Raw genomic sequence first — 12,902 nt, 5'->3', positions numbered from 1 at the left:
ATATCTGCTTCTCTGACTGTCTTGCGATCTTTTTTTCATTTAGCATAACCTGTCTTTATTGAGCTGAACCGTTTCAGTTTTGGGGGTGTGCTGAATGTACCGCAGAGGATAAAAAAGATTGCGGTTTCTATGATAAATACCCCGTACAAAAACCCGTGAGTCCGTTATTCTTAGTCCGCTGATAATTTGGCTATTTCTGAGGATACTATGACAATAAAAATTGCAATCAACGGGTTTGGGCGAATCGGGCGGAGTGTGCTGCGGGCGTTGTATGAAACCGGGCGTAACACGCAGATTACCGTTGTTGCTATTAATGAGCTGGCGGATTCCGAAGGTATTGCACACTTACTTCAATATGACACAAGCCACGGACGCTTTTTTAAACCGGTACAACTGAAAGAAAAAAATGTGCTGAAAGTCGGTGATGACACTATCCGCATCCTGCATGAAGCGGATATTCACCAGCTGCCCTGGGCGGAACTCGGTGTGGATGTGGTGCTGGACTGCAGCGGCGTGTACGGCTCCCGTGATGACGGGCTGGCACATATCGCCGGCGGCGCGAAAAAAGTGCTGTTTTCCCATCCCGGCGGTAACGACCTGGATGCCACCATTGTCTACGGCGTTAACCATGACACACTGACGGCGCAGGATAAAATTGTATCGAATGCGTCCTGTACCACCAACTGCATCATTCCGGTGATAAAATTACTGGATGAGGGATTCGGCATCGAGTCCGGTACAGTGACCACCATTCACGCGGCGATGAATGACCAGCCGGTGATTGATGCATATCACAGTGATTTGCGGCGCACGCGGGCGGCCGGGCACTCCATCATTCCGGTGGATACCAAACTGGCTGCGGGGATCCGGCGGATTTTCCCGAAATTTGAAGATCATTTTGAGGCGATTTCAGTCCGGGTGCCTACAATTAATGTGACGGCGATTGATTTGAGCGTCACCGTAAAAAGTAATGTCACCACGCAGGATGTAAACCGCCTTCTGCAAAACGCAGCGACGGGGGCATTTCGTGGTATAGTGGACTACACAGAGTTACCGTTAGTCTCGGCGGATTTTAACCATGATCCGCACAGTGCTATCGTTGACGGCACCCAGACCCGCGTCAGCGGACAGCATCTGATAAAAATGCTGGTCTGGTGCGATAACGAATGGGGCTTTGCGAACCGTATGCTGGATACCACTCTGGCAATGGCTGAGGCTGGTTTTCACTGAGGGACGGCGTGCCCCGGCAGAAAATTGAACACAATTTAACTGATAAGAGAATCAACAAGAGGATTCACCATGTCCGTAATTAAGATGACCGATCTGGATCTGGCGGGTAAACGTATTTTTATCCGTGCTGACCTGAACGTTCCTGTCAAAGATGGCAAAGTTACCTCTGATGCACGTATCCGTGCCTCGCTCCCGACAATCGAAGCCGCACTGAAACAGGGTGCCAAAGTCATGGTGACCTCTCACCTCGGCCGTCCGGTTGAAGGGGAATACAACGAAGAGTTTTCACTGAAACCGGTTGTTGATTATCTGGCAGATAAACTGAGCTGCCCGGTGCGCCTGGAAAAAGATTACCTCAATGGTCTGGAACTGAACGCCGGTGAGCTGGTGGTGCTGGAAAACGTCCGCTTTAACAAAGGCGAGAAAAAAGACGACGAAACCCTGTCAAAACAGTATGCATCACTGTGTGATATTTTCGTGATGGATGCATTCGGGACTGCACACCGCGCCCAGGCATCGACTCACGGCGTGGCAAAATTTGCCCCTGTTGCCTGTGCGGGTCCGCTGTTATGGGCGGAACTGGATGCACTCGGCAAAGCGCTGGATAATCCGGCGCGCCCGATGGTGGCGATTGTCGGCGGTTCTAAAGTCTCCACCAAACTGACCGTACTGGATTCTCTGTCCAAAATCGCGGATCAGATCATCGTCGGCGGTGGTATCGCCAACACCTTTATCGCAGCGGAAGGGCACAATGTCGGCCGTTCACTGTATGAAGATGACCTGATTCCGGAAGCGAAAAAATTACTCAGCAGCTGTGATATCCCGGTACCGGTTGATGTCCGTGTGGCGACTGAGTTCTCAGAAACCGCAGAAGCGGTGCTGAAATCAGCCAATGACATCAAAGATGACGAGCAGGTACTGGATATCGGTGATGAATCCGCACTGCACCTGGCTGAAATCCTGAAAAATGCCAAAACCATTCTGTGGAATGGCCCGGTCGGCGTATTTGAGTTCCCGAACTTCCGTAAAGGGACTGAAATCGTGGCTAACGCCATTGCTGACAGCGACGCATTCTCTATCGCAGGCGGCGGTGATACCCTGGCTGCTATCGATTTATTCGGCATTGCTGACAAAATCTCTTACATCTCTACCGGCGGCGGCGCATTCCTGGAATTCGTCGAAGGCAAAAAACTGCCAGCCGTTGTCATGCTCGAAGAACGTGCAAAACAGTAACAGTCATAATCAGATGACAACAACGGGCGGTGCGAGCTGCCCGTGACAACTTCCGAAAGACCAATACAGGAAATTTGACATGTCTAAAGTTTTTGATTTTGTAAAACCCGGTGTCGTCACTGGCGATGATGTTCAGAAAATCTTTGCGGTAGCCAAAGAGAATAATTTTGCACTGCCAGCGGTAAACTGCGTCGGGACAGACTCGATCAACGCCGTATTGGAAGCAGCGGCCAAAGTCCGTGCGCCTGTTATTGTTCAGTTCTCAAACGGCGGTGCCGCATTTATCGCCGGTAAAGGTTTCAAAGGCGAAGGCCAGCAGTCCGCTGTTCTGGGTGCTATTTCCGGTGCGCATCATGTGCATCAGATGGCAGAATATTACGGCGTGCCGGTCATTCTGCATACTGACCACTGTGCGAAGAAATTACTGCCGTGGTTAGACGGCCTGCTGGATGCCGGTGAAAAACATTTTGCCGCAACCGGTAAACCACTGTTCTCTTCTCACATGATCGATCTGTCAGAAGAGTCACTGGAAGAAAACATTGAGATTTGCAGCAAGTACCTGACCCGTATGGCGAAAATCGGTATGACCCTGGAAATCGAACTGGGCTGCACCGGCGGTGAGGAAGACGGCGTGGATAACTCCCACCTCGATAACTCCGCGCTGTACACCCAGCCGGAAGATGTGGCGTATGCCTATGAAAAACTGAATGCCATCAGCCCGCGTTTCACTATCGCGGCGTCATTCGGTAACGTACACGGTGTATACAAGCCGGGTAACGTGCAGTTAACACCAAAAATTCTGCGTAACTCTCAGGACTACGTCTCTGAGAAATATAACCTGCCGCACAACAGCCTGGATTTCGTTTTCCACGGCGGTTCCGGCTCTACTGCGGAAGAAATCAAAGAAGCAGTGGGTTACGGTGTGGTGAAAATGAATATCGATACCGATACTCAGTGGGCGACCTGGGAAGGTATCCTGCACTACTACCAGAAAAATGAAGGTTATCTGCAGGGCCAGCTGGGCAACCCGGAAGGCGAAGACAAGCCGAACAAAAAATACTATGACCCGCGTGCATGGTTACGTGCCGGTCAGCAGACAATGATCGAACGTCTGGAAAAAGCATTCAAAGAACTGAACTGCGTTAACGTTCTGTAATTTGTTGCGTGAATAATAAAATCGCCCGGTATTGCCGGGCGATTTTTTTTACGGATTATTTTTTCTGCTGGCTTTCATTCCGCCGGATTATCGATTCAATTAACTCATCGATATGAAGATTGACCAGCATCTCTACCGCGTCACTGCGGGTTTTGCCGGAGAGCATAGATAAATGCGCTATTTTCCGGACGGTTGTGCCGGTCAGTGACAGCGAAACCGCCTTCTTCTTCTCTTTATCCAGTGACACTTTCCCGCTGTAATACACCGATTTCTGACCGTTATGGTTTTCCAGCTCTTCGTTCATCTTTTTCAGTGTTTTGCGATCCAGTGTGCCGGAGTCAGTCATTTCATAGGTATGTGAGGCTTTGCGGTAGCGGATTTCCGCTGACCAGGTATCACGTAACTCTTTGAAAGTACGGGTCAGAGTTGCCTCTGAGCAGCGGAGTGTCGCCAGGATTTCATCTGACGGAACCGGTTTTCCGGTACCGAGCAGGGTTGCCAGGGTGAATAAACGAACCTGTCGTGTGCTTAATTGCATAGTCTGGGGACACCTGTATAAAAACAAAGAGACAAAGCCGCAGTTATGCCGGAAACGGCTGTTCCGCATAACAGTTCTATTTAATCAGCTGATCAGGATATATCAAGGCATTCAGATATAATAGTGCAGGATATTCAGTCTGATGATATTTCTGTCCTCAGTTTCACCCGTTTTGTGTTTTAAACGGCTGTCCGTCTGTTTTCCGCTGTGCGATCCCGTACACCCGTGCACGGGCCAGAATGGCAGATGCCCAGCGCCGGTGTGTCGCCGGTTCGCACATAGCTCCCAGTGACTTGAATACCGCCTGTGTGGAGTTGAGGATCCGCAGTGCATCCGCGTGCTCATCAGCGGAGACCCGCAGCGCCTGCTCAATCACTGCCACCTGATTCGGGTGGATAGCAGTTTTACCCACCAGTCCGTGAGCGATATCCAGCGCCAGTTCCCGTGTCATGACATCGTGATCATCAATATGCTCGCAGACCGGTGCGGTCATGGCGAAATCGTGCGGGGCGAAAACAGAGACCAGCATTTTAATCACATAACCCATCGGGCCGTCATACAGGGTGAGATGACGCGGGCGGCGCAGGGAAATCACATTCATCAGATCATTGCCGCCGATACGCAGTGCGATGATTTTGTCATGGCAGGGATGGGATTTAAGTACCTGCGCCAGTTCCCGCATCTGCACCACATCACAGACTTCTTCTGTTTCCAGGGTCGGCATCATACACAGCGGGGTGTTTTTCACCACCAGCCACCAGACCGGCAGCGTTTTCTGTGTGAACTTAGGCAGCACCAGCCCGTCAACGGCACTGAGATCGCAGTGCTCGCGCAGCCACAATCCCATTTCCGGGTGACGCGGACGGATAAACACCAGCGGCCAGTTCTGGTTTCCGGCACGCTGTTTTTCCGCTGTCAGCGCGGCCAGGATGCCCTGTAAATTCTCCAGTGCCTGCGGGATATCCGCCTCACTGACCGCATCTTCCAGACAAATAATCAGTGAACGCAGTCCGCTGATTTTATTACTGATAATCGCATCCGTGATATCGGTGCGGGTGGCGGGCATATAGAGTGAAGCCCCTAAATTCCACGGGGAGAGACGTCGGGTCATGGTGATACCTTCCTGATAATAGTGACGGCGCGGTACTGCCCGAGGGCATCGCCGGCTTCCGTGATAGTGATCCCTTTCTGACGGGCGAGATAAAGCAGCAATTCCACATCCGGCTCTGTGCAGTCGCGCACAAAGACGTGATCCGGCACCCGGCGCAGGACAGCACGGGTGGCTTCGGCAATACCGGGTTTGATTCTGTTCAGATCGTTGACACCACAGCGTTCAGCCAGTGCAGTGATCACCGCACGGCTTTTTTTCCGCAGTGCTGTTTTGGTGTCCGGCTCCGGGAAGGCCGCAGCCGGAGCCGCGGTTTCCTGACGGCGCAGCGCGGCAACAGTATCGGTGAGTGTCCGGCTGCACTCATAAGGTTGTAAATGCTCACAATGCACACAGCCGTGCGGACCGGTATCTGACCAGACAGAGCGGGAGATCAGCCCGGAAACCGGCGCCCCCATAATCCCGGAGGGGATCAGCCAGTCATCATCAGCAGCGGAAAGCCAGGCGCATCCGGCAGGATCGGCCAGCACCACCAGGCGCGGATCGGCCGGGTAGCCGGGTCTGTCTTTCAGGGAGCGGATCAGTTCACCGGTGATGGCGCCTTTACCTGTCCAGCCGTCAACAAACACAATACCGGCGGTGCCGTGATGGTGTTCGATCCACTCCAGCGCCGCCGTATCAATACCGCGATCGCGGATAATACTGATGCCGTAATGGTGTGAGATTTTTCCCGCATCACGCAGCGCCTGATGCAGCATCACCCCTAACGGCACACCGGCGCGGACCAGGCTGACCAGCACAACCGGCTGATCTGCAAAATAGTCACCCAGTGTACGGGCGAGGGCGCTCACATCCCGCGCCAGACGCGGTGCACCTTTTTTCAGTGCGCGGTTAAACAGATCAAGATGCCAGTCTGTGGGAGCGGGCTCCTGGCTGAGCATATCGGAATAGTGTTTCTGTCCGGACTGAATAAGCTGCTCTTTCAGTTCCACCGGGGTCATATCAATGGTGACCGGCCGAAGCAGAAACTGCACATCATCCGGCAGATAACTGCCTGAGAACGGCAGGAAATTATACATCGGATACCTCACTGAAAATCCGGGCGGCGACTGCCTCCGCAAACTGACTGCGGGACGGCATCCCGAACCAGGTACAGTGTTTCATAAAGCGGTAATCACTCAGGCTGTCGCCGAGGCCGATAACCGGAAAGGTGCCGCGCTCTGCCCGTAATAACGTCAGCAGGTACGTAACAGCATGGCCTTTTTCTACCGGATCCGGCAGCCAGGCGATATTGTTGCCGTTGCGGTGGATGTAAAATCCGTCTGCCGGAAACTGTTGTTCAATCTCTGCGGCAACGGCATAGAGTTCCGCTGTGCGGGTACTGTCAGTGTGTTTCATCACCAGATAGACCGGCACATCATCGTATTCATAATTAATGCGCGCCCATGCATCAATACCGCGCTCTGTCATCCGCTCAGTACAAAACTGCTGAAGTGACAACAGCCGTTCACAGTAAGGGCCGAGGGCAGTCAGCATTTCAGACTGCCAGCCGGGTTCCGGCGAACCGTCCGGTCGCAGGATCACCGCGCCGTGCGTGGTTATCGCATAAGAGCGGAACGGGATAGTGACGCGGCGGAGTTCCTCCGTACCGCGTGCCGTAACCGGAATGAGATCGGCATGCGCCAGCAGCCAGTCTGTCAGCATGGCCTGTTCTTCCGTCATAAAACTGCGCGGTTGTAATGTGCGGTCAACCGCACCGGCGCGAAACGGCGTAAGTGCCTGCTCCTGTGTCATTTTGCGTTTTGTCTGGAACAGGGTGTCATCCAGGTCGCTCAGGATCACCGGTTTAGTCGTCATAAATCACCTCCGTCAGCGGCGCACAGCGGGCCAGCGCCTGTAATAACTGCGGATCAAACGCCGCCGGATCCGTTTCTGTGCACAGCAGAATGCGGTCAAATGACTGATGTGCCACATTGTAGAGATAATTGGGGATCCCCAGCCCGTAGTTATCCGTGAAGGAAATAACGGATTCAATGGCACCGCCCGGGGCTATCGGGGAGCGGGTCAGGGCGCTGAATTTTACATCCGCTCCGGCCTCTGCCAGCCGTTCGGCCAGCAGGAACGGCTGCCAGACAAACTCCCCGGAGCCGAGCACCAGGAGCCGCTCACCGGGTGCGGTCGTCACCGTACTGCCAAAACCGGTGTGCGGATCATGCAGGCCGAGCCGTACCCGCGTCAGCGGACGGCGGATTGGCACGGCTCCCGCAGCGCTGACATTCACATCCGGCATCTCCGGCAGGGCCGCATCCGGATCAGCTTCCCAGCGCCAGCTGCCGCTGATCAGAGAGACATGCCGCAACGGCAGCCCGTGCTGAACAGTGGCCGGATCCTCACGCCAGTCCGTCAGTGTGACAGTCACAACCTGTTGTAAATCAGGCAGCTGACCGCTTTCATGCAATGCAGTCAGCAAATTGGTAAACGTATTGCCGGTGGTCGCTTCATCATCTGCCAGCACCAGGGTTTTTGCCTGTTGCAGCCGGGTTTTCAGCTGCGGATCGGCCGGGAAATAGAGCAGATGATCCGTGGCGTGGCTGTGATTTTCTTTAAATTCACACAGCAGTTCACCGTCCGCCGGATGGCGGGTGGAAGAGAGATACAGGGATTCCGGGTACTGACGGCGGATTTCGCTGTATACGCCGGCTCCCAGACCGACAGCGGTTTCCGCCATACCGATAACCAGCAGCGGCTGCGGCAGATCCTGCGGAAACTGCTCACTGAGGCGGCGGTAAACACCGCGCATGATTTCCGGCTCGACCGGGATATGACGGCCCAGCACTTTGCTGACAAACAGAAATGCCCGTTTCGGGTTACGCCGCTCCGCAATCCCGAACAGGGCGTTCAGGGTTTCCGGGCTGGCGTCGCTGCGGACTTCCAGCGTGCCGGTGGTCAGGGTGAACCGGTGGTGACCGGGACGGGAAAAACCGGGCATAGTGACCTCAGTGTATTGCATTGTTCAGGGAAGACGGGTAGCTGACGGCTTCGGTCAGCGGGCGGACAATTGCCGGACGGAATGCAGTGCGGTTATATTCTCTGACCTCATCCGCACTGAGCAGCCCGGTACTGTACAGGGCAAACAGGCCCGGCAGATTCACCCTGCTCAGCGCGGTATAACCGATACCACCGGACGGCCGCATATTGATTTCCAGCAGCAGCGGCTGCCCGTGATGGTCATGGCGGGTCTGCACATTCACCAGTCCGTCGGCTTTCATCACCCGCGCACAGGCGCAGGCCAGCTCAAATGCAGCACCGTCATGTTCAAGGTATTGCAGGGAGCCTTCTTTGCGCCGTGCAACAGCAGCCAGCACCTCACCGTTATCCGCCAGAATATCCACGGAATACTCCGGGCCGGGCAAATAAGGCATCAGTACCTGCGCGGGGCATTTGTCAGCGCTTTCAAGGGCGGACAAATACTGCTGCGGTGTGGTGATCCGCCGTTCAGGGTTTGTGAACATGGCCATCGGCTGTGCGTTGTCATCAAACTGCCAGAAACCGGAACCGTAAATACCCTGAACCGGTTTAATACACAGCGGCAGCCCCGGAAACGGGGAATGAGCGAGTGCATCACGCAATTGCGCCGCAGAGGTAATCTGCACAGAAGGCACAACCGGCAGGCCGTGTGATGCCATCTCAGCAGCAAAGCGGACTTTATCATCCGCCACGGCGTAATCAGACAGAGAGGCGACACCGGTTATCAGCCGGGGGCCGGAAGCCGTGATAGTGTTTCTGTGCGTTTCAAACCACGGGATATTCCGCCCGGCGTGGATTACCTGAATACCGTATTTCTCCGTAACAGACAGGATAAACGCCAGCCGCTCATTTTCATCAGCCGGTTCAGTCAGGGAAAAATCCGCCTCTGACAGGATCTCATGGCGGGGCTGCCGGTGAGAGGCATAAATCGTGAGATCAACCTGTAATGTCTGCGCGAACAGCCTGATATTCCGGATCAAATCACGCTGGGAAGAGAGCCCTTCCGTCAGCCAGATCGCATGCGCCATTATTGTTTATTCCTGTTCTGTTTTATCCGATAGATTGAGATCGAGTTTATTTAGGATTAATTTACATGTCAATCATATTATGATTATGTTTAAATTGACAATCCGCTGACGAAACCTGACATTGGTTATAACTGTGAATGTCATTATTTCTATATTAACTATATGTTTAATCTGCATTATTAATTTAATTTTAAATATATCTTGCCAAAGAACTCCGTCATGATATGATTTTTTAAAATTCATTATCACCAGCACCTGTTGCCGGGTTTTATCTCCCGTTTAAGGAATGAAAATATGGTTTCATTGACGAAGAATCAGACGGTATCTCTCAGCAAGGCATCTGCCGCATTAAATCAGCTGCATTTCGGTCTCGGCTGGGATCCTGTTCAGAAAAAGAAAGGTTTTCTCGGTTCGCTGTTCGGCGGCGGTAACGACTCCATTGATCTGGATGCCAGCTGCATTCTGCTGGATAAAAACGGCCGTATTCTCGACACCATCTGGTTCCGCAAACTGAAATCAGACTGTAAATCCGTGATCCACGAAGGGGATAACCTGACCGGTGAGGGTGACGGCGATGATGAAGTGATCCGTGTGGATCTGAACCGTCTGCCGCAGAATACCGAATATCTGGCCTTTACGGTGAACAGCTTCCGTGGTCAGACATTTAACGATGTGGAAAATGCTTTCTGCCGTGTGCTGGATCAGAGCGGTAAAGAGCTGGTGCGTTATCAGCTGAATGAACAGGGCTCACACACCGGTATCGTGATCGCCTCTCTGTGCCGCAGCGGCGGTGAGTGGAACTTTACCGCCCACGGTGCTGCATGCCGCGGCCGCACGATTGACGACATGTCTTCCGACATAGTCAGTACGGTGGTGCGCTGATGAACATGACGCCCGGGGCGAATGCGCCCGTACCGCTGAAAACACTGCGGATTACGGTGCTGTCCGGTGCGGCGGCGGATGCCTCTGCGTTCCGTCTGTATGCTGACGGCAAAGTGCAGGGCGATCCGGACATGGTCTTCTACGGCCAGCCGCAGAATGATGACAACACCATCAGCTGGCAGCAGAACGGCAACAATACCGTCTTTACGGCGGATGTCAGCCGTCTGCGTCAGGATGTGCAGAAAGTTGCGTTTGTGGTCACCTGTGACGGCGGGCAGACTGTTGCCGGTCTGCGCAGCCTGGAAGTTCAGGTTGAGGCGGATCATGAAAAACTGCTCAGCGGCATTGTGGACACCGCCGGTCGTCAGGAAGCGGCACTGATCCTCGGTGAACTGTACCGCCGTAATAATGAGTGGAAATTCCGCTTTGTTGCCCAGGGCTTCAACGGCGGACTGAAACCGCTGGCGGAGCACTTCGGGGTGGATGTGGCGGCAGAGTCCGCACCGGCAGCAGCGCCTGCACCAAAACCGGCAGAAAGTAAAATCAGTTTAAGCAAGATATCGCTGAGCAAAGAAAAGCCGTCAATCAGTCTGAGCAAGCGGGATAACTTCGGTGAAATCCGCATTAATCTGAACTGGCACCGGGACACTCAGAGCAGCAACTCCGGGGGCTTCCTCAGCAATGTGTTCGGTGGCGGCAACAAGGGGATTGACCTGGATCTGGGCGCATTCGTTGAGTTACAGAATGGTCAGAAATCGGTGATTCAGGCGCTGGGTAATGCATTTGGTGATTACCGGCGTGAACCCTTTATTCAGCTGCAGGGCGATGATCGTACCGGCGCGGTTTCAGAAGGTGAGTGGCTGCATATCAACGGCGGCGAGTGGAAACACATCCGCCAAATTCTCATCTACGCCTTTATTTATCAGGGCGTACCGAGCTGGGACAAAACAGATGGCGTGGTGACGGTCTTTGTACCGGAACAGCCGCCGGTGGAAACCCGGCTGACAGAAGGGGACGACCGCCGCACCATGTGCGCGATTGCCCGCCTGGTCAATGAAAACGGGGCGATAAAAGTCGAACGTCTTAACCGTTTCTTTAAAAATCAAAGCGATATGGATGAAGCATTCGGGTGGGGTTTCCGCTGGAAAGCCGGCTCGAAATAATTTAAGTGAGGATACAGCAATGAGTATACTTAACCGGGTCAAAAGTGCGTTTAATTCAGGCCGCGAAGAGCTGACAAAACAGGTCAGCCGTTTCAGAAACCGTAAGTTTATGGAAGGTACAATCGCTGTCTGTGCCCGCATTGCGGTTTCCAGTGACGGGGTCAGTGCGGAAGAAAAACAGAAAATGATCGGTTTTCTGAAATCCTCTGAAGAACTGAAAGTATTTGAAACCGAAGAAGTCATTACATTTTTCAACAAATTGGTCACCAGTTTCGATTTCGACATGGAAATCGGCAAAGGTGAAACCATGAAATATATCCTGGCGCTGAAGGATCAGCCGGAAGCAGCGCAGTTAGCGGTGCGTGTCGGGATTGCAGTCGCGAAGAGTGACGGTAACTTCGATCAGGATGAGCAGAAAGCAGTAAAAGAGATCGCCGCTGCTCTGGGGTTTGACCCGGCAGAGTTCGGTCTCTGATTTTTATACCTAAGGGTTAATTATGGAATCAACACATATCGGTTTTCCGATGGAAACAGTCACCGTTTTCGTCATCCTCGCAATCGGTGCGATTTTTATTGATTTGTTTATGCACCGGGGCGATAAGCCGGTTTCACTGAAAAATGCGGCAATCTGGTCTGTTTTCTGGGTGGCTGTGGCAATGGGTTTTGCCGGGTTTCTCTATATCCACCACGGTTCGGAAGTTGCGAGCCTGTTCGTCACCGGCTATGCGCTTGAGAAAGTGCTGTCGGTCGACAACCTGTTTGTGATGATGGCGATTTTCTCCTGGTTCTCGGTTCCGGATCGTTTCCGCCACCGGGTGCTGTACTGGGGCATTATCGGGGCTATCGTTTTCCGCGGGATTTTCGTGGCGATAGGTACCGGTCTGCTGAGCCTGGGGCCGTATGTGGAAGTGATTTTCGCCCTGATCGTCGCCTGGACCGCTGTCATGATGCTGCGTAACCGCGAAGAGAAGGAAGAGATTGAAGATTACTCGCAGCACATTGCTTACCGGATGGTGAAAAAACTGTTCCCGATCTGGCCGAAACTGAGCGGACACGCCTTCCTGCTGACCCAGAAAGAAGTGGATGCCGAGCTGGCAAAACCGGAGAACAAGGACGTCACTATCGGACGCGGTAAAAAAGCCGCTCTGTATGCCACACCGCTGATGCTGTGTGTGGCCGTGGTGGAACTGTCCGATGTGATGTTTGCGTTTGACTCCGTACCGGCGATTATCGCGGTGAGCCGTGAGCCACTGATTGTTTACAGCGCCATGATGTTCGCGATCCTCGGCCTGCGTACCCTGTACTTTGTCCTGGAAGCACTGAAGCAGTATCTGGTTCACCTGGAAAAAGCGGTTATTGCGTTACTGTTCTTTATCGCGGTGAAACTGGGTCTGAATGCGACAGACAGCCTCTGGGGTCACGGATTACATATTTCGGCCACCAGCAGCCTGTTCGTGGTGCTCGGGGTCCTGGCACTGGGTATTATCGCCAGCTTTGTTTTCCCGGAAAAAACGGAAAGTGCGGATAAGTAATTATC

The 12,902-nt window shown here is 53.3% G+C and carries 13 protein-coding genes; 7 read left to right on the top strand and 6 right to left on the bottom strand.

The genetic code is table 11. The annotated features are described in order from the left end of the window. Positions 1 to 207: 207 nt before the first annotated feature. The 3 genes from epd to fbaA all read left to right on the top strand — a co-directional run bounded on the left by epd (position 208) and on the right by fbaA (position 3,619). Positions 208 to 1,230, top strand: coding sequence for an erythrose-4-phosphate dehydrogenase (gene epd, locus JL661_RS14110; RefSeq protein WP_004238866.1), 1,023 nt, complete (start codon positions 208 to 210; stop codon positions 1,228 to 1,230). A gap of 69 nt (positions 1,231 to 1,299) precedes the next feature. After that, positions 1,300 to 2,463, top strand: coding sequence for a phosphoglycerate kinase (pgk, locus tag JL661_RS14105; RefSeq protein ID WP_004238864.1), 1,164 nt, complete (start codon positions 1,300 to 1,302; stop codon positions 2,461 to 2,463). 79 nt (positions 2,464 to 2,542) lie between these two features. Then, entirely contained in the window at positions 2,543 to 3,619 is a 1,077-nt protein-coding gene (fbaA, locus tag JL661_RS14100) for a class II fructose-bisphosphate aldolase (protein ID WP_036413969.1), read from the top strand. Between the two features lie 55 nt (positions 3,620 to 3,674). Here fbaA and JL661_RS14095 read toward each other — a convergent pair whose 3' ends face one another. From JL661_RS14095 to JL661_RS14070, 6 genes are all read right to left on the bottom strand, one after another. Next, entirely contained in the window at positions 3,675 to 4,157 is a 483-nt protein-coding gene (locus JL661_RS14095) for a hypothetical protein (RefSeq protein ID WP_036417986.1), read from the bottom strand. A gap of 163 nt (positions 4,158 to 4,320) precedes the next feature. Next, positions 4,321 to 5,268, bottom strand: a complete 948-nt coding sequence (locus JL661_RS14090; RefSeq protein ID WP_015422501.1) for an HpcH/HpaI aldolase/citrate lyase family protein — start codon at positions 5,266 to 5,268, stop codon at positions 4,321 to 4,323. After that, entirely contained in the window at positions 5,265 to 6,344 is a 1,080-nt protein-coding gene (locus tag JL661_RS14085) for a cysteine protease StiP family protein (protein WP_036417989.1), read from the bottom strand. The genes JL661_RS14090 and JL661_RS14085 overlap by 4 nt, the downstream gene beginning before the upstream one ends. Then, a complete protein-coding gene (locus JL661_RS14080; RefSeq protein ID WP_004238860.1) occupies positions 6,337 to 7,122 on the bottom strand; it encodes an HAD family hydrolase in 786 nt (261 codons plus the stop codon). Before JL661_RS14080 ends, JL661_RS14085 begins: the two co-directional genes overlap by 8 nt. Then, the gene (locus JL661_RS14075; protein ID WP_015422502.1) at positions 7,112 to 8,254 is read right to left on the bottom strand and encodes a phosphoribosyltransferase domain-containing protein; all 1,143 of its coding nucleotides are present in this window, start codon (positions 8,252 to 8,254) and stop codon (positions 7,112 to 7,114) included. The genes JL661_RS14080 and JL661_RS14075 overlap by 11 nt, the downstream gene beginning before the upstream one ends. A 7-nt stretch (positions 8,255 to 8,261) precedes the next feature. Then, positions 8,262 to 9,320, bottom strand: coding sequence for an ATP-grasp domain-containing protein (locus tag JL661_RS14070; protein WP_062773081.1), 1,059 nt, complete (start codon positions 9,318 to 9,320; stop codon positions 8,262 to 8,264). Positions 9,321 to 9,614: 294 nt separating this feature from the next. On the opposite strand from JL661_RS14070, the gene JL661_RS14065 reads away from it, so the two are divergent. Genes JL661_RS14065 through JL661_RS14050 form a run of 4 tightly spaced genes read left to right on the top strand, consistent with a single transcriptional unit; the run spans position 9,615 to position 12,897 of the window. Further along, positions 9,615 to 10,202, top strand: coding sequence for a TerD family protein (locus JL661_RS14065; RefSeq protein ID WP_015422503.1), 588 nt, complete (start codon positions 9,615 to 9,617; stop codon positions 10,200 to 10,202). Then, a complete protein-coding gene (locus tag JL661_RS14060; RefSeq protein ID WP_004235934.1) occupies positions 10,202 to 11,365 on the top strand; it encodes a TerD family protein in 1,164 nt (387 codons plus the stop codon). The genes JL661_RS14065 and JL661_RS14060 overlap by 1 nt, the downstream gene beginning before the upstream one ends. 19 nt (positions 11,366 to 11,384) lie before the next feature. Continuing rightward, positions 11,385 to 11,840 carry a tellurite resistance TerB family protein gene (locus JL661_RS14055; protein ID WP_004235933.1) on the top strand — a complete coding sequence of 152 codons (456 nt, stop codon included), beginning with the start codon at positions 11,385 to 11,387 and terminating at the stop codon, positions 11,838 to 11,840. 22 nt (positions 11,841 to 11,862) lie between these two features. After that, complete coding sequence (locus JL661_RS14050) at positions 11,863 to 12,897, top strand: TerC/Alx family metal homeostasis membrane protein (protein ID WP_004238855.1); 1,035 nt, start codon at positions 11,863 to 11,865, stop codon at positions 12,895 to 12,897. The last annotated feature ends 5 nt before the right edge of the window (positions 12,898 to 12,902 follow it).

The sequence above is a fragment of the Morganella morganii genome (genome assembly GCF_019243775.1).
Classification (GTDB): domain Bacteria; phylum Pseudomonadota; class Gammaproteobacteria; order Enterobacterales; family Enterobacteriaceae; genus Morganella; species Morganella morganii.
This window is presented reverse-complemented; position numbering and strand designations above follow the sequence as displayed.